The sequence below is a fragment of the Mycobacterium gordonae genome, assembly GCF_002101675.1.
GTDB lineage: Bacteria > Actinomycetota > Actinomycetes > Mycobacteriales > Mycobacteriaceae > Mycobacterium > Mycobacterium gordonae.
The window spans coordinates 1-16326 of the sequence record NZ_LQOY01000018.1; the positions used below are offsets into that span (position 1 = coordinate 1).

The 16326-nt window shown below is 68.3% G+C and carries 10 protein-coding genes; 3 read left to right on the forward strand and 7 right to left on the reverse strand.

Going from position 1 to position 16326, the window contains the following annotated elements:
• The 5 genes from AWC08_RS03020 to AWC08_RS03040 form a co-directional block, all read right to left on the reverse strand.
• On the reverse strand, positions 1-545 hold a 545-nt coding region (locus AWC08_RS03020; protein WP_142283382.1), incomplete at its 3' end, for a PE family protein.
• 131 nt (positions 546-676) lie between these two features.
• Positions 677-1114, reverse strand: coding sequence for an FHA domain-containing protein (locus AWC08_RS03025; protein WP_083271175.1), 438 nt, complete (start codon positions 1112-1114; stop codon positions 677-679).
• 207 nt (positions 1115-1321) lie between these two features.
• Entirely contained in the window at positions 1322-3094 is a 1773-nt protein-coding gene (locus AWC08_RS03030; protein ID WP_069433869.1) for an acyl-CoA dehydrogenase family protein, read from the reverse strand.
• Between the two features lie 29 nt (positions 3095-3123).
• Entirely contained in the window at positions 3124-3624 is a 501-nt protein-coding gene (locus AWC08_RS37835; RefSeq protein WP_065135343.1) for a hypothetical protein, read from the reverse strand.
• 133 nt (positions 3625-3757) lie between these two features.
• Positions 3758-4630, reverse strand: a complete 873-nt coding sequence (locus AWC08_RS03040) for an SGNH/GDSL hydrolase family protein (RefSeq protein WP_159459956.1) — start codon at positions 4628-4630, stop codon at positions 3758-3760.
• A gap of 44 nt (positions 4631-4674) precedes the next feature.
• Here AWC08_RS03040 and AWC08_RS03045 point away from each other — a divergent pair, with 44 nt between their 5' ends.
• A complete protein-coding gene (locus tag AWC08_RS03045; protein ID WP_065135344.1) occupies positions 4675-6462 on the forward strand; it encodes a serine/threonine-protein kinase PknD in 1788 nt (595 codons plus the stop codon).
• Positions 6463-6597: 135 nt separating this feature from the next.
• On the opposite strand, the gene embB is transcribed toward AWC08_RS03045, so the two are convergent.
• Together embB and AWC08_RS03055 are read right to left on the reverse strand one after the other, a co-directional pair.
• The gene (embB, locus tag AWC08_RS03050) at positions 6598-9849 is read right to left on the reverse strand and encodes an arabinosyltransferase EmbB (RefSeq protein WP_065135345.1); all 3252 of its coding nucleotides are present in this window, start codon (positions 9847-9849) and stop codon (positions 6598-6600) included.
• On the reverse strand, positions 9846-13124 hold the full coding sequence (locus tag AWC08_RS03055; protein ID WP_069433870.1) for an arabinosyltransferase domain-containing protein: 3279 nt from the start codon (positions 13122-13124) through the stop codon (positions 9846-9848). Before AWC08_RS03055 ends, embB begins: the two co-directional genes overlap by 4 nt.
• Before the next feature lie 182 nt (positions 13125-13306).
• On the opposite strand from AWC08_RS03055, the gene AWC08_RS03060 reads away from it, so the two are divergent.
• Positions 13307-14434 carry a BTAD domain-containing putative transcriptional regulator gene (locus AWC08_RS03060; RefSeq protein WP_069433871.1) on the forward strand — a complete coding sequence of 376 codons (1128 nt, stop codon included), beginning with the start codon at positions 13307-13309 and terminating at the stop codon, positions 14432-14434.
• A 410-nt stretch (positions 14435-14844) separates the two neighbouring features.
• Positions 14845-16326, forward strand: a complete 1482-nt coding sequence (locus tag AWC08_RS03065) for an HNH endonuclease signature motif containing protein (protein WP_372513521.1) — start codon at positions 14845-14847, stop codon at positions 16324-16326.

The following is a 16326-nucleotide window of genomic DNA, read 5'->3' on the forward strand; positions in this document are numbered from 1 at the left end:
GCGGGGCCGGCGGCCCCGCCGGCCCCGCCGTTGCCACCGCGGCCGAAGAAGGCGGCCGAGCCGCCGGCCCCGCCGTTGCCGCCCGGCGCTCCCGAGCCGCCGTTGCCGCCGTTGCCGAACACCCAGCCGCCGTCGCCGCCGTTCTGCCCGGTTCCAGGGGCGCCGTCCGCGCCATTGCCAAACAGCGGGCGCCCAGTGGCAGCGGCGGTGGGCGCGTTGATCGCTGCCGAGAACGTCTCGCCCAGCATCTGCAGCTGCGCGGCACCCGTTGCCTCGGCTTGCGCGTACGCGCCGCCGGCTCCCTCTAAGGCCCGCAGGAACTCGACGTGGAAGGCCTCCGCCCGGGCACTCAAGTCCTGATATTGCTGCGCGTAGCCGCCGAACAGAGTCGCGATAGCCGCCGACACCTCGTCCTGCGCCGCGGCCAGGATCCGGGTGGTCGGGGCCAAGGCAGCTGCGTGCGCCTCGCTGAGGCTCGACCCGATGCCGCTCAAATCCGCCGCCGCCGCTGCCAACGCGTCCGGCGATGCGATCAAATACGACATCGTGGTCTCCCGCCCGAAAAGGATTCGCTGCAGGACTACGGTCGCGCTTGCGCGAACAGGCAAACTAGGGACTTTCGTCGTTACCCCGGGGGCTATCGGTCCCGACCGGAAACGGCGGTGGGCGCGCCTCGTTAGTCGGCGGGCCCGATGAACACCAACCGATACTTTCCGATCTGGATCTCGTCGTGGTTACTGAGCACCGCCGAGTCCACCGGTTGGCCATTGACGTAGGTGTTGTTCCGGCTGCCGCAATCGACGACGCGGAATTCGCCACTGCCCGTGTGGAATTCGGCGTGCCTGCGGCTGACGGTGATGTCGTCGAGGTAGATGTCGCTGAGCTGATGCCGACCGGCGGTCAGGACGGGTCGGTCCAGTCGGAGCTGCGCTCCTGTGTTGGGACCGCGCGTCACGACGAGCATGCCCTGGCCCGGGCGCAGCTCTACGACGTCTTCTTCGGACAACAGATCAGCCACAGCTGCCGAGGTGCCTGAGAGGTCAGGGCGCCATGCGACGGTGTCGGCCCCGCGAGCCCGAAGTGTGCTGCTTTCAACCGTCAGCTGCCCGCTCATCGCCATACCTCCGTGTACGCCGTCGGCGAATTCCCATTTATCCGACCATCGGGACAATGTGTCGCGGTAGGGACTGAAGTCCCCTTCGGTGGGGACTCGGGACTCACCTGACGGTCCCCCCTCTCCCGCCGAGGGTGAATCTGGCGACGCGACGCGACGCCCCGACGGCGCGTCGGAAAGTTCACGCTCGTCGCGAGCCGCGCCGCCTCACAGCCGCAGCGCACCCTCGGCCAGTTCGTCGAAACGATCCAGCGCCTCCTCACCGTCGGCATCGATGCCGCGCAGTGGCCCGCGATCGGCGAGATACCGCTGGGCAAACAGCCGCGCGACGAGCGCCTTGCGCTCAGCGCCCCGCGTCTCCCGTTCCCACGCTGCCTGCTCTATCAGCAGCGCACCGGCGTACACGTCGCCCATGAACTGGGCGAGCGGGAACAGCCGCGCCTCGGCCACCGCGCCGTCCAATTTCTCCCACGCGGTGACCGCCGCGTCCAGGTCGTCGATCCGCTCGGCCACCAGCGCCGTCGTGGGATCGTCGTCGGAGACGGACACCGCGTCACGCAGCCGGGTCAACAACGCCTCGTGGGCGCGGGACTGCTCGATGCCTCGGCGCACGTCCAGACAGAGGATGTTGTCCGGACCCTCCCAGATCGTGTTCACCTGGCCGTCGCGCAAAAGCCTTGCCACCGGCCATGTTTCGATGTACCCATTGCCGCCGTGGATCTCGATCGCGTCGGATGCCGCGGTGATGCCCAGCCGGGCGACCCTGAGCTTGGTCACTGGCACCGCGATGCGCTGCCGGGTGCTGCGGGGCTGCCGGTGATTCACCGCCCCGGTGCCGTCGAACACCAGCGCCTGGGCGGCCTCGACGTCGACGATCAGCTCGGCGAGCTTGCGGCGCATCAGCGGCTTGTCGATCAGCGCCTCGCCGAAGGCCCGGCGCTGCCGCGCATAGCAGAGCGACTCGACCAGGGCGCGGCGCGCGTTCGCCAGCCCGAACAGCGCAATGCCCAGGCGAGCGGCGTTAGTCAGCTCCATCATCCGGCCCAGTCCCTTGCCGTCCGACGGGCCCGACTCGCCGGACGGCTCGCCGGAGAGCAAGAAGGCTTCGGCGTCGACGAACTCGACCTCGCCGGAGGCGACCGAGCGGGTGCCCAGCTTTTCCTTCAGCCGCCGCACCCGCACCCCGTTGCGCGAACCGTCCCGGCGGGTGCGCAGCACCAGGAAGTTCGCGACACCGCGGCTGGAATCGGGTGCGCCCTCCGGTTTGGCCAGGACGACGAAAGCCTCACCGGCGCAATTCGAGGCGAACCACTTGAAGCCGTTGAGCACCCATGCGTCGCCGGCCCGCCGCGCGGTGGTCTCCAACGCACCCAGATCCGACCCGCCGGTGCGTTCGGTCAGCAATTGCGCTGTCTCCCCGGCCCATTCGCCCGAGTCGAACTTGGCCAGCACATGATCGCGCACGTCGGCCGGCGCGTAGGCGGCCACCAGCGACTGGACCATGCCGCCGCCGGTACCCAGCGCGCAACCCATCCCGATGTCGGCCTGGTTCAGCAGGTAGTTCGACGCGAACATCGACAGCGACGAGCGGAAACCTGCGCCGCGGCACGCATCCCGTAGCGACCCCTGGGCATCGAGCACCGCGCGTTTGGCCGCCGTGAACGACGGCGGCATCACCACGCGGCTGACGTCGTGGCCCCAGCGGTCATAGCGTTCCAGCCGCGGTGGATTGCGGTCGGTTTCCTCGGCCCAGCGTGCCACCGGTCCGCCCATTAGCTCGCCGATCTCGTTCAGATGAGGTTCCACGACGGCCAGCTCATCGGGCTTGAGGTAGTACGCCATGGTGAATTGCAGCGTGGGATCGGTGCGGTACCAATTGAGGCCGACGGCGCCGGCGTAATTTTCGGTGTGGTAGCGCTGCGACTTTTCCGGCGTCGAGAAGGGTAGCCGGTCGACGGCCTCGAGCTCGTAATCGCTCATGCCGCGACGGTATTACAGATTTGGACTCCCTATACCGGAGCCACGAATTCCGAGGTGTAATACTCGCCCGGCGCCTGGTTGTGCGGGTTCGGGGTGGTGACCATGACCCACACGCCGGTGGTGCCCTGCTGCAGCGGAGCGGTGATGGTCACGTTGGCTTGACCGGCCGCGTCGGTGTCGACACCGGTGAAAGTCGTGCCCGGGTCACCGGGACCGCAGGTCGCCGACGTCGGACGCGGCACCTGTATCAGGCCGACGTCGTAGTGCACACCCGGTTGGTTGGAGATCACCAAGTTGATGTCGGCGCTCACGCTCGAACCCGATGGGCGGAATATGACGACGCCGCGCCCCAGCGAAGTCCGCGGCGTCTGCACCGCGGTCTGGACGGCGCTGCCGTCGCAATTACGTAAGACGGAATTGATCGGCACCGGACCGGTCGCGGCGGCCATGCCCGTCCCGAGGGTGGCCGTCGACGCGGCCAGAACAGTGAATACCGAAGCACAAGTCCCGAAGCCAGTCAGTGCGCGCATCTTGCCCGTCCCATTCCGCCCATGAAGCCGTGGTGAACTTGTCAGTTATTGACTTCCGGTTGGGCAGCTAAACCTGCACTTGCGTCAATTTGTCAATCCGCGGAAATGGCGTTGCGGGCCGAGCTGAACACGCTTACCGGTTTTCCGACAGCACCAGATAGTCGGTCAGCGCATTACCCACCGCCACGGCGCCTAGCGCGGTGGGATGCAACGGCACGCTGGCGCCTTCGGTGACGTAACCCTCCACATAGCGATCGCTCGCCGGCGCGCACATGTCGTGGCCCTCGGACAGCGACCGGGTGTCGAAAAACTCGACGCCCTTGTCCGCCGCCAGCTGGCGTTGCCGGTCGTCGAGTTCATCGACCTTGGCTTGCAGATAGTTGGCGTCGTTGGGCAGCAGTGGTTGATCGGGGAAGCAGCCGCCGGGGCGGACGAAGATTCCGTAACCCACCAGGATGATGCGTGCCCTCGGCGCATCGGCACGCAACTGGTCGATCATCGTGGCCCACACCGGCACCTGCTCGGAGATAGTGGTGGAAACCCGGTCGACGTTGTTGACGACGAACCCCGCCGTGCAGGGTTTCGGATTGGCCCCTTTGACTTGGCAGGACTCCGCGTCACCCGCCAACCCGACGTCGTTGGCCCCGATGGTGACGGTGATCAGGTCCGTCGGGGGACCGACCACGTCGAGTTGTCGGGGGATCAGCCCGTGGTCGGTGCGCTGTTCGCGGTTGACGACATCATCGGTGGTCGCGCCGCTGCAGGTGACGTCGTGGAATGCCGCCGCGGCGAGGCGGCGTGCCAGCACGGCCGGATAGTTGTTGGTGGATTTGTGGCATCCGCGCGGCGCCGCCGGCTCCGGCACGCCGGGGGCGGCCGCGAAAGAATCGCCCATCGCGACGTAGTTGGAGCGGGCGGCCGAGCCCGGGCCGGCCGTAGGCGTCGCCGCGCATCCGGCGGACGCAACGCTCACCAGCACGGTGACCCCAACGCCCCTCGCCCACATGCCTTCCAGTGTTTCATCCCTGAGTGCGGGCATAAGGTGATCCGGTGCAGGGCACGCACTTCGGGCGCTACCGGTTGCAGAACGTCATGGGCCAGGGCGGCATGGGCGAGGTGTGGCGCGCCTATGACACGGAAACCAACCGGACCGTGGCGATCAAGCTGCTGCCCCCGCAGTTGGCCACCGACCAGACGTTCGTGCACCGGTTCCGCCGCGAGGCCGAGGCCGCGGCGCAGCTCAACAACCCGCACATCATCCCGATCCACAACTACGGCGAGATCGACGGCCGGTTGTATGTGGATATGCGGCTCGTCGAGGGCCGCGATTTGGAAGAGAAACTGGCCAACGGACCACTGCCGCCACAGCGGGCCGTGCACATCATCGAACAGGTCGCCCAGGCCCTGCGCGCCGCGCACAAAGTGGGCCTGGTGCACCGCGACGTCAAACCGTCCAACATCTTGCTTGACGACGACGACTTCGCGTACCTGATCGATTTTGGTATCGCCCGCGGCGCCGACGACGCCGGTCTGACAGGTTCTCGGGAGATGATCGGCAGCTGGCACTACATGGCGCCGGAGCGTTTGATGGCCCAGGACGCCGACGCCCGCGCCGACATCTACGCGCTGACCTGCGTGCTGTACGAATGCCTGACGGGCAACCGTCCGTACCCGGGCGACTCGCTGGAAAGTCAGGTGACCGCGCACCTGACGCTGCCGCCCCCGCGACCATCGGCCACCCGGCCCGACCTGCCGGCCGATTTCGATGCGGTCGTCGCCAAAGGCATGGCCAAGGAACCCGCCGACCGGTACCAGAGCGTCACGGAACTGGCGGTCGCCGCGCAGGAAGCGCCGCTGGACGCGGATGCAGCCAGCAGCGCGCCGACCGTGGCCGCGCCCCCGGCGACCGCCGTCGAGGCCAAGCCGCCGCTGCTCGCGCGGATGAGCCCGCGGGCCCGGATCGCGCTCGGCGCCGTCCTGGTCACCCTGGTGGCGGCCGTCGTCGTCACCACCACAATCCGCGTGCACAGCGCCGGCAACCAGTCGTCCCCGTCGTCGGCTGCGAAGCCGTCTCCGCCGCCCTCACCTGGGTCTGTTGAGGTCGTGATGCCGTTCGCCGGGCTCAATGGCCCGCTCGGTATGGCGGCGGACGGCGCCGGCAACCTCTATGTCGCCGACAACGGCAACAACCGCGTGGTGAAGTTGGACGCGGCGACCATGGAACAGAGCGTGCTGCCGTTCCGCGACCTCAGGTATGCCGTCGGCGTCGCGGTCGACGGCCTCGGCAACGTTTACGTCACCGACTCCTACAACGAGCGGGTGATGAAGCTGGCGGCCGGCGCCGCGAGCCAGACGGTGTTGAAGCTGGAGCGGATGGGTCCGCACGGCGTGGCGGCGGACGCCGCCGGAAACGTGTACGTCGCCGACTGGATCAAAGACCGGGTGGTGAAGGTGGCGGCCGGTGCCCAGACGGCGTTGCCTCTCACCGGTCTCGACGGACCCGAAGGGGTGGCGGTCGATGGCGCCGGCAACGTCTACGTCGCCGACCTGGGCGACGGGCAGGTGACCAAGCTGACCGCCGCCACCGGCGCCCAGACCACGGTGCCGTTCTTCGGGCTCGTCAAACCCTGGGGCGTCGCAGTGGACGGCGCCGGCAACATCTACGTCAGCGATTCGGGCACCGGGCGGGTGGTGAAGGTGGCGGCGGAGACCGGAACGCAGACGGTGCTGCCGTTCCCTGAACTCGACGGTCCGCGCGGGTTGGCCGTGGACGGCGCCGGCAATCTGTACGTCGCCGAGAGCGGGAAGAATCGCGTGCTGAAGCTGCCGAATCGGTGACCGCATGCCACCCGCCGCATCCAGCCTGAAAATCTGCAGAGGAAGTGCGAGTAGCTGCCTGCGAGAATTCAGCCTCGGTGAATGCGCGAGAGCCGAGCTAGGGCTTGATTGCCCGGCTAGGGCTTGATTGCCGAGCTAGGGCTTGATCCGAATCTGCCCCGGCGACCACAGCCCGCTGCGCGTGGCCTCGCCCAGGTCGAGCCGCGCCGGCGGCGCGTCGACCAGGGTGTCGAACTTGCGCAGCGAGCCCCAGTCGCGAGCCCAGTCGCGGGACAGGTAGGTCGCCATGACGTGGGCGCGCAGCAACAGGTCGGTGATGCCGAGCAACCCGCCGTTGACGCCGTCCTCCCAGGTGTCGGTGTCCAGCTTCTTGGCGCTGTAGTCAGGCGTGATTCTGAACCGCGGAATCTCGGTGACGCCGTTGGTGTGCAGCATCGGCTGCTGGCACGGGAACGCCAACCCGACCGCCCAGTCCAGCAGCACGGGCTGCGTCGAACCGACGTATTCCTGCAGTGACCGCAACTCGGGCACCCGCGGCGGCGTCACCGCAATCCAGTCCTCCGGCGTCAACGACAGGTCCTCGGCCACCACCCGGACCGCGACGGCGTCGGCGGGCATCTTGTCCCGGGCGAAGCGCAGGTTGCGCCACGCCTTGGGCTGCTCGCCGTAGAGGTCGTCGGGCACCATCCGGCCGGCCGGCACCAGCGCGCCGGGGCTGGGTCGGGCGTACTCAAGCACCACGGTCTGGCCGGAGGTGTAGTGGTGCAGCACGCTGTTGCCGGCGATCTTGCCCGCGGCGGTGATGACGACCAGCGGATGTCCGTCATCCGGCTTGGGCAGCTGGTACCAGGCCGACGCGAGCCGGCTCTGCTGCTGGGCGCCCGCGGTGTAGGTGCCCGCCAGCGGCACCCGCGCCGGGTCGAGCTGGTACGGCAACGGCACGGTCGAGCCGTTGATGCCCGGCGTCTTCAGCTTGGTGGGCGCGTCCCAGTCGTAGTCGGTGCCGGGCTGGTTGGGCTTCATCACCATGGCCTCGGCGACGGTGTGCTCGGGCACCCCGTTGGGGGAAAAGCCGACCGGGTCGCTGCCGCCCAGCGGGCCCAGCGGGCCGTAGTTGCCGGGCAGCGGTGTCATGAAGCCCTGGTTGGGGTCCGGTTCGACGAGGACGTCGTCGGCCAGTCCACAGCCACCGGCGAACGCCCGCAGGTTGGACCAGCCGTTGGAGTAGGTCGGGTACTGCCGGACGACCCCAATTGCCATCGACGCCACGAACACCAGCGCCATGAAACCGGCCCCAAGCGCAATCGGCGCTTGGGAGGGCCAAGTCAGCAGGCGGGCAAGCCGGCCCTCGCCACTGCCCCGCGGCGCGAAGTGCAGCCAGGCCGCGTAGCTGGCCGCCAGCACGAACAGCGCGAAAAATACCGTGCTGACCGTGATTCCGCCGAGCTTCGGCATGGTGGAGTTGAACGGCACGCCGTAGCTGGACACGTACCACCACCCGTTGGTGGTGGCGAAACACAGCGCTACCACGAAGAACACCGCTGCCAGGAATGCCATCCGGTTGCGCGACCAGCGCAGCACCGACGGCGACACCAGCACCGTCGTCAACGCCGCCATCGCCGCACCCACCGCGGCGAACAACCCGAAGTGGTGCACCCACTTCGTCGGGGCGAACATCAGGAAGAACATGGTGCCGAAGATGACGCCCATCAGCCGCCACGCAGGACCGCGCGCCACACCGGGCACCCGCTTGCGGCGCAGCATGATGAACACCGCGGTGAACAGGCACAGCGCGGCGATCAAGAACCCGAACCGGCGCGACAGCGAACCGTCGACAGTGGGCAGGAACAGGTAGTAGTAGCGCAGGTTCTCGGTGTACCACGCCTGGCTGGGGCCGATCTTGCTGCGGACGCGGGTGGCTTCCAGCACCGTCGACAAGGTCTGATCAGCGAACACCACCGTCAGGATGACGGTGCCGGCGGCCAGCATCGGCGACAGCAGCGGCAACGTGCCCACGAGCCGGCGTCGCTTCACCAGAATCCGCAGGATCGGGCGACCGCCGGCCACCAATGCGGCCACCGCGATCAGGCCGGTCGGTTGCACACCCAGGGTGAATGCCGCGGTGATGATGGCCAGCGCGGCCGGCGTCAGCCGGCTGTACCGCATCGAGCGTTCGATCAGCACGTAGGTGACCAGCGATCCGAGCGCGATGATGCCTTCGGGGCGCAGCCCGTTGTTGAACGGCATCCAGGAGGTGAGCAGCACCATCGCCGCCGCCCAGTTGGCGGGTTTGCTGGCGGCCACCGCCGGCCCGAGTCGGGGCAGCACCTCACGGGACAGCAGCAGCCAGCAGATCAGCCCGGCGAACAGATCCGGCAGCCGCATCCAGATGCTGGCGTCGCTGACGTGGGTCATGAGTGCCAGCAGGTTGTAGTACCAGCCGAACGGGTCCTCCGGGCTGCCGAACCAGCGGAAGTAGTTCGACATGTAGCCGGCGTGGTCGGCGACGCGCGCCATGCCCAGGATGTAGCCGTCGTCGGAGGAGTTGGCGCCCATCACGTGCCAGAGCAGGAAGGCGAAGATCACCACACCGTCGAGCAGGGTAAAGGTGCGCCAGTTCGCTGGAATCCAGCGGCGCATCCGATGGCCGTCGAGCTGGTCAAGGCGCCACAGGGCAATCAGCGCGACGATGGTGGCCACAATCGCGCCGACCATCGCGAGCAGCTTCAGCGTGGTCGGAGTGCTGGAAAAACGGGTGTCGATGGTCGCCGACAGGCTCAGCTGGGGCGGCGCCGGTCCGGTGAGGTCGGTGAACACCCCGACGATCTGCGGGCGCAGGTTCGGGTCCGGGAAGCCGCTGCGCAGTGGGGCGCCGCGCGGGTCCTTCAACCCGATGAACTCTGCGAACGTCCCGGCATGCGTGGAGCTGATGTCGATGCGCTCGCACTGCGGCGACCGCATCAGGTCGCGCGGAACGGACAGGATCACGACGTTGCGGTCGGTGACGTCCACCCGTTGCGTGCTGACCACGACGAACAGGGCGTTGAGGTTGGCGTCTTTACCCTGCTTGGGCGCGGTGCCCAGGATGACGCCGCCACCCGGCGGCATGTCGCGCTCGATGCTGCACGGCACCGAGGCTTTGAAGTCGACGGGCGTGAGCGAGATCAGCGGCGAGGTAACGCTGTTGAGCTGGCCGTTCTGCGGCCAGTTGAGCATCGCCGTGGTCTGTACGACCGGGAGCAGCGGCGTGGCGACCGACAGCACGAACCCGATCAACCCGGCGATCGTCGCCACCCACCGGGTCACCTTGGTCTCGCGAGCAGACACGTAGGCCCCCGAAATGGCCCCTTTTTGGGGGCTTTCGCGTCTGCTCGCGCTGGTTGTCATGGGAGGGCCCTAATCGGTCCTTGCCGGCTCCAGCCCGGCACTGTGATCACTCCTTGCTGCACGACGGCTTCGGGAGCCTGTTCAGCCGGAACCAGCCGGTGATACTGCTCCACCGAGCCCCAGTCGCGGTACCAGTCGCCGCTCAGATAGGTCGAGATGGTCGACGTCCACAACAGTCCCTGAGTGAACATGAACGGCCCGCCGGTGGACGCGGCCTGCCACAGGTTCGACGAGACGGCGGTCTGCTTGTGGTCGGGCAGGATGCGGTAGTCCGGTAGCTCCGCGATGCCCAGGTGCTCGGAGAACGGGCGCTGGCACGGGAAGTTCGCCGCCGTCGCGATGTCCATCAGCACCGGGGTTTGCGACCCGATGAGCCGCTGCAGTGGCTCCAGTTCCGGCACCCGCGGCGGCGTGAACGCGAACCACTGCTCGGAGCTCAGGTTCGGGTCGTAGGCGACGATGCGAGCCACGTTTGCCTCCGGCGGGGCCCAGGCAAACGGGAACCGCAGATTGCGCCAGGCCGGCTGCGGCCCGAGGTCGATCGGGAACACCTCACCGAGCGGCTGGGTGCTGCCGTCGGGCTTGGCGATGCCCCACTGCAGCTTCAGTGACTGGCCGTACATGAAGTCGCCGTCCTCTTTGTAGGACCAGATGGCGCCGGCGGCCGAGACCACCACCAGCGGGCGGTCCGCACGGCGGGGCGGCAGCTGGTACCAGGCCGAGGTGGCGCGGGCGGCGAGGGTGTTCTCGCCGTAGCTGCCCATCACCGGCGTGCGCGCGGGGTCTAGCCCGAACGGCAGCGCCGCGTGCGAGCCGTTGATTCCGGCCGGGCCCTTGCCGCCGGCGGTCCCGGCCGAGTCGGTGATCGCCGCGTTGGGTTTGTTGGGGGAGGCGTCGGAGTTGACGACGCCGGGCTTGCTCACCACCGGGTCGGACTTCAGGTCCTCGCCCACGCCGTCGGGTTTGAAGCCCACCGGGTTGACGCCGCCGAGCGGGCCGTCGGGGCCGAACTCCTGTCCCGGAACGGGTTGCAGCATCCCGGCGTTGGAGTCGGGTTCGGCGAGGACGTCGTCGGCCATTGCGCAGCTGCTCGGTGACGTGATGGCCGCCAGGTTGGCCTTGGCGGTGGTGTAGAGCGGGTAGCGGAACACCGCGCCCTTGGCCAGCGAACCGACTTCACCGGCCACCATGATCACCGCCACCACCAGCAGCGGAGTCGAGGCCAGCACCCGGTTGCGCCGGTTGTTCTTGACCTCGGTGTGTCCGGCGTAGTCCATCCGGAAGTGGTACCAGGCGCCGAGCAGGCCGGTGAGGATCGACAGCGTCAGGAACATCGACGTCACGGGGTGGCTGGCGACGACGGGCTGGATGTCGTACCAGGGGACCCCGTAGTTGCCGACGTAGAACCAGCCGTTGATGCCCGAGGTCGCCCAGGCCAGCACGAACAGCAGCGCGGTCACGTACAGCGCCAGGTTGCGCCGGCTGTGCAGGCCGATCCGCGCGACGGTGAAGGCCGTGAGGCCACCCAGTGCACCGGCCAGCCCGGCGAAGGCACCGAACTGGATGGCCCACTTGGTGGGGGTGAACGTCAGCAACAGCAGGCCGATCGCGGTGGTGCCGATCAGCCGCCAGGCCGGTCCGCTGGCCAGCCCGGCCACCCGGCCGCGGCGCAGCAACACGAAAAGCATCCCGAACATGCACAGCAACAGCACCAGCACCGCGAACCGGCGCGCCATCGAGCCGTCGGCGTTGCTCTCCACCGTGAGGAAGTAGTAGCGCAGGAAATCCTGGTACCAGGCGATCGTCGGCCCGACCGTGTACTTGATCCGCGCCGACTCGGCGGCGGTGGCCAGCGTCTGGCCGTGGAAAACCACCACGGTGATCAGCGACAACGACGCCGCCAGGGTGATCAACGGCGCCAGTCGGCCGTCCGTGTCGCGGCGGCGCCGGATCGTCTGCGCGATCGCGCGGGCTCCGGTCAGCAGCGGCGCCACCGCGATCAAACCCTGCGGGGCCAGCGTCACGGTGAGCATCGCCACGATGATCGCGACGGCGGCCGGGGCCAGGCGGCCCAAAGCGATGGACCGCTCCACCAGAATCCAGGTCAGGATGACGCCCAGGGCGATCAATGGCTCCGGCCGCAGCCCGTTGTTGAACGGTATCCACGCCGCGACGAACACCGCGCCCGCCGTCCACACCGCCACCCGGTTGGCGCCCAGCCCTCCCACTGCCGGACCCAGCCGCCGTAACACGAAATGGCTGATGAGCAGCCAGCAGGCGATGGCTGCCAGGGTGGCAGGAAGACGCATCCACACCCCGGCGCTGCTGATCGCCGCCATCCGGGACAAGACGCTGAAGTACCAGTCGAACGGCGCGTCCGTGGTGCCGAAGTAGCGGTAGTAGTCGACGGTGTAGCCGGCCTTCGGCGCCACCCTGGCGATGGTCAGGTTGTAGCCGTCATCGGACGACGTGGCGCCGATCATGTGCCAGAGCAGCAGGGTCCCGATCACCGCGACGTCGGCGAGCCAGGTGGCCAGGCCGGCCCTGAATTTCGGCATCCGGGGACGCCAGCTGCGCAGCGTGTGGCCGCGGCTCAGGCGGTCCAGTGCCGCCAGGGCCGCGACGGCGCCGAGCACCGCGAGGGTACCCAGCACCATCGCCAGCGTCTTGAGTGCGGTGGGCCGCAGGATGAAGCGGGTGTCCACGTCGACCTTGGCCGACAGCCCCGGTTGTGCGGGCACCTTCAAGTCCGTGAATATCCCCCCGACCTGCGGCTTCTTTTCCGGCGCAAGTCTTCCGGCGGCACCGGGGATGCCGACGAAATCGGCTCCCGCGCCACCGGCGTCGGCCCAGACGTGCAACACATTGCATCCGCCGGCCGCGATCTGGGCGCGCGGGGCCACCGCGGCCACGGTGTCGCGGAACGCGACCACGACGGAGTCCTTGTTCGCCCGGACGAACAGACCGTGCTTGCCGGTCTGGAAACCGTCGGTAGGCAGCGTGGAGACCACCAGTCCGCCGGCGGGAGGCAGGGTGGCGATGGCCGTGCAGGGGATCGAGATGTCGAGGTCGCGGGGCGCGCCGGACACCAACGGAGCCGTGATCTGGCTGATGTTGCCGTCCGCGGTGTTGCCTTGCGGCCACAAAATTGTCGCCGTGGTCTGCCGCACCGGAAGCAGCGGAACCAGCAGGCACAGCACCAGACCGGCGATCCCGGAGGCGACGGCGACTAACCGGGCGATCCGGTGGGACCGCTCATTACCGTCGGGGGACACGAGGCTCGATCGTAGGCGACGGCGCTGAGTGCCTTTTGGACGCGGGGCCGCGCTGTCGCTTCCTGGGTCGGCTCGCCACACCGAAAATGGCGAGCCTGCGTTCAATGGACCTCCTGTAGAGGTCACAATTGAGCCAGACAAATGGCCAGGACCCTTGATCATCCGGAAGGCTGGCAGCGCCCATGACGACGAACTCGGCTCTCGGGTTTGGTGTGCTAGGGCCGCTGCAGCTGTTGGTGAACGGCGAGCCGGTAGCAGTCGGCGCCGCCAAGCAGCGGGCGGTGCTGGCGGTGCTGTTGATCGATCGCAACCGGCCGGTGTCGGTCGACTCATTGATCGACGCGGTGTGGGACGGTTCCCCCGTGCCGGCGGCGCGGACCAGCATCCAGTCCCATATCTCCAACCTGCGCCGGCTGCTGCGCGACAGCGGCGCCGACCCGGTGCGGGTGCTGGCCAGCGCCCCGCCGGGTTACCAGCTCAACGTCGCGGACACCGACTACGACCTGGGCCGTTTCACCGCCGCGAAGGCCGCCGGAATCGAGGCCGCCGCGGCCGGCCGGTTCGAGGAGGCCAGCAGCCACCTGTCCACGGCGCTGGCCGAGTGGCGCGGCCCGGTCCTCGACGACCTACGCGACTTCGATTTCGTCGCCCCCTTCGCCACCAAGGTTCTCGAGGACAAGGTGGCCGCGCACAGTGCCCGCGCCGAGGCCGAGATCGCTTGCGGCCGAGCCGATGCCGTGATCGGTGAGCTGGAGGCGCTGACCGCCGAGCATCCCTACCGCGAGCCGCTGTGGGCGCAGCTGATCACGGCCTACTACGTCACCGAGCGCCAATCCGACGCACTCGGGGCCTACCGGCAATTGAAGACGGCGCTGGCCGAGGGGTTGGGTATCGATCCCGGCCCGACGGTCAGCGCCCTGCATGAGCGGATCCTGCGCCAGGAGCCGATCGTCATCAAGCAGGCGGTCAAGAGCACCCGCAAACGCAGCCGGATCGACACCCGGGCCACGCTGTCGACGTCGGTCACCGCCGCCCTGTGCGACCGCTTCGGACGGCGCTACCAGCTCAACGGGGCGACCACCCGCATCGGGCGGTTGGCCGACAACGACATCGTGCTCGACGACAACGACGTCAGCCGCCACCACGCCGTCATCGCCGACACCGGGTCGGGTTTCGTGATCACCGATCTGCGCTCGACGAACGGGGTAGAGGTCCGGGGCGAACTGATCCGCGGGAGTGCCGCGCTGGCGCACGGCGACAGTGTCTCCATCGGGGGCTGCGAGTTCGTCTTCGAGATCCGGCCCGCCTGAGGCTATCCGTCGTCCGCCCAGTGCGGCACGAACCTCAATTTTCTGTGCTTGAGCTCCTTCAGCCGGCTTCCACAGACAACCCACCGAACAACCCGGACAGGTCACCAATGTCAGTGATGGATGGATGGATGGTTGGTAGCTGTCGGCAAGTTGCCTCATGTCGAGATGCGCGCGACGGAGGTATCGATGCCTCACGTGAGCGTGCGCGCTTGGTGAGTGCCAACGTCAGCCCCATCCATCGGAGGTACGCGCGCATTTCTGGCGATTCGACGGAGTCGGTAGATGCGAGTACAATCGAACGTATGTTCGAACAGCCGGACGTTACGCCGCACCCCTCATGGGAGGGTAAGCCGTTCAGTGAGTTGTCCCAGCCGGAGCGGGTGGAACGGTTCGACGCACTGATGGGGCAGATGTTCGAGCAGCGCGAGGGGTTATTGGGCAAGACCGTGGAATCGGTGGGGTGGGTGGCGCGGGTGTGTGGGGCGGCGCGGGTGGTCAATCAGGGTACGGCCGCGGAGTTGGTGGCGATCGGGGAATTGTTTGCCTATCGGCTGGCTCGGGGTGGGGAGACCGAGGATTGGGCGATCGACACGATGAAGGCGGTGGCCGGGGAGGTGGCGGCGGGGTTGCGGATCAGTCAGGGCCGAGCGGAGACCAAGCTGCGCTATGCCCGGGCTATGCGTGAGCGGTTGCCGCAGGTGGCGGCGGTGTTCTGCGCCGGGGACATCGACTATGAGGCGTTCACGACGATCGTGTTCCGCACGGATCTGATCGAGGACCGTGAGGTGCTGGCGGCGGTGGATGCCAGGGTGGCTGCGCGGGTGACCCGCTGGCCGTCGTTGAGCCGATGGCGGTTGTCGCAGAAGGTCGATGCGATCGTGGCCCGCGCCGATGCCGATGCGGTGCGTCGCCGCAAAGAGGTCCAGGCTGATCGGGAGGTGTGGATCGGCCCGCCGCTGGACGGGTTGGCTCAGATCGAGGGGCGGCTGCGCAGCACCGACGCCACGGCGTTAGACCAGCGGCTGTCGGCGTTGGCGGCTACGGTGTGCCCGAATGATCCGCGCAGCAGCGCCCAGCGCCGCGCCGAAGCATTAGGGGCGCTAGCCGCCGGAGCGACCCGGCTGGGTTGTGAGTGCGGACGCCCCGATTGCACCGCCGCCGGCCGTAAGCCCTCCTCGCCGGTGGTGATTCATGTGATCGCCGAGCAGGCCACCCTCAATGGTCACGGCGACCAGCCGGGGTGCCTGTTGGGCGCCGAGGACCTCATCACCCCCGAGCTGTTGGCCGAGTTGGCGTTGACCGCTAAGCAGGTGCCGCTCATCCATCCCGGCTACGCCGCGCCGGAACCCCAGTACACCCCGTCGAAAGCGTTGGCCGATTTCGTGCGGGCCCGGGATCTGACCTGCCGCTGGCCGGGCTGCGATGTGCCGGCCACTCACTGCGACCTTGACCACACCATTCCGTACGCCAACGGCGGCCCGACCCACGCCGGCAACACCAAGTGCTACTGCCGCACGCATCATTTGATGAAAACGTTCTGGGGCTGGACCGAAAAGCAGCTCGCTGACGGCACCTTGATCCTGACCTCCCCGGCCGGGGAAACCCACGTCACCACCCCCGGCTCGGCGCTGCTGTTTCCCAGCCTGTGCCGCGCGGTTGGCGGCATGCCCGCCCCCGAAGCGCAGACCCCACCGGCCGATCACTGCGCCGAGCGCACCGCGATGATGCCTACCCGCCGGCGCACCCGCGGCCAAGACCGCGCGCAGCGGGTGGCCGCCGAACGCCGCGCCAACCACCAAGCCCGCACCGCCCGGCCCGCCGCTGCCGCGGACTACTTCGCCCGCGCCGACAACCGTCCACCAGACCCCGACGCCGAACCCCCGCCCTTCTAA

Coding starts and splice junctions, on each gene's coding strand:
- AWC08_RS03025 (WP_083271175.1), bottom strand. CDS start 1,114: ATGAGCGGGCAGCTGACGGTTGAAAGCAGCACACTTCGGGCTCGCGGG.
- AWC08_RS03030 (WP_069433869.1), bottom strand. CDS start 3,094: ATGAGCGATTACGAGCTCGAGGCCGTCGACCGGCTACCCTTCTCGACG.
- AWC08_RS37835 (WP_065135343.1), bottom strand. CDS start 3,624: ATGCGCGCACTGACTGGCTTCGGGACTTGTGCTTCGGTATTCACTGTT.
- AWC08_RS03040 (WP_159459956.1), bottom strand. CDS start 4,630: ATGTGGGCGAGGGGCGTTGGGGTCACCGTGCTGGTGAGCGTTGCGTCC.
- embB (WP_065135345.1), bottom strand. CDS start 9,849: ATGACAACCAGCGCGAGCAGACGCGAAAGCCCCCAAAAAGGGGCCATT.
- AWC08_RS03060 (WP_069433871.1), top strand. CDS start 13,307: ATGACGACGAACTCGGCTCTCGGGTTTGGTGTGCTAGGGCCGCTGCAG.
- AWC08_RS03065 (WP_372513521.1), top strand. CDS start 14,845: ATGTTCGAGCAGCGCGAGGGGTTATTGGGCAAGACCGTGGAATCGGTG.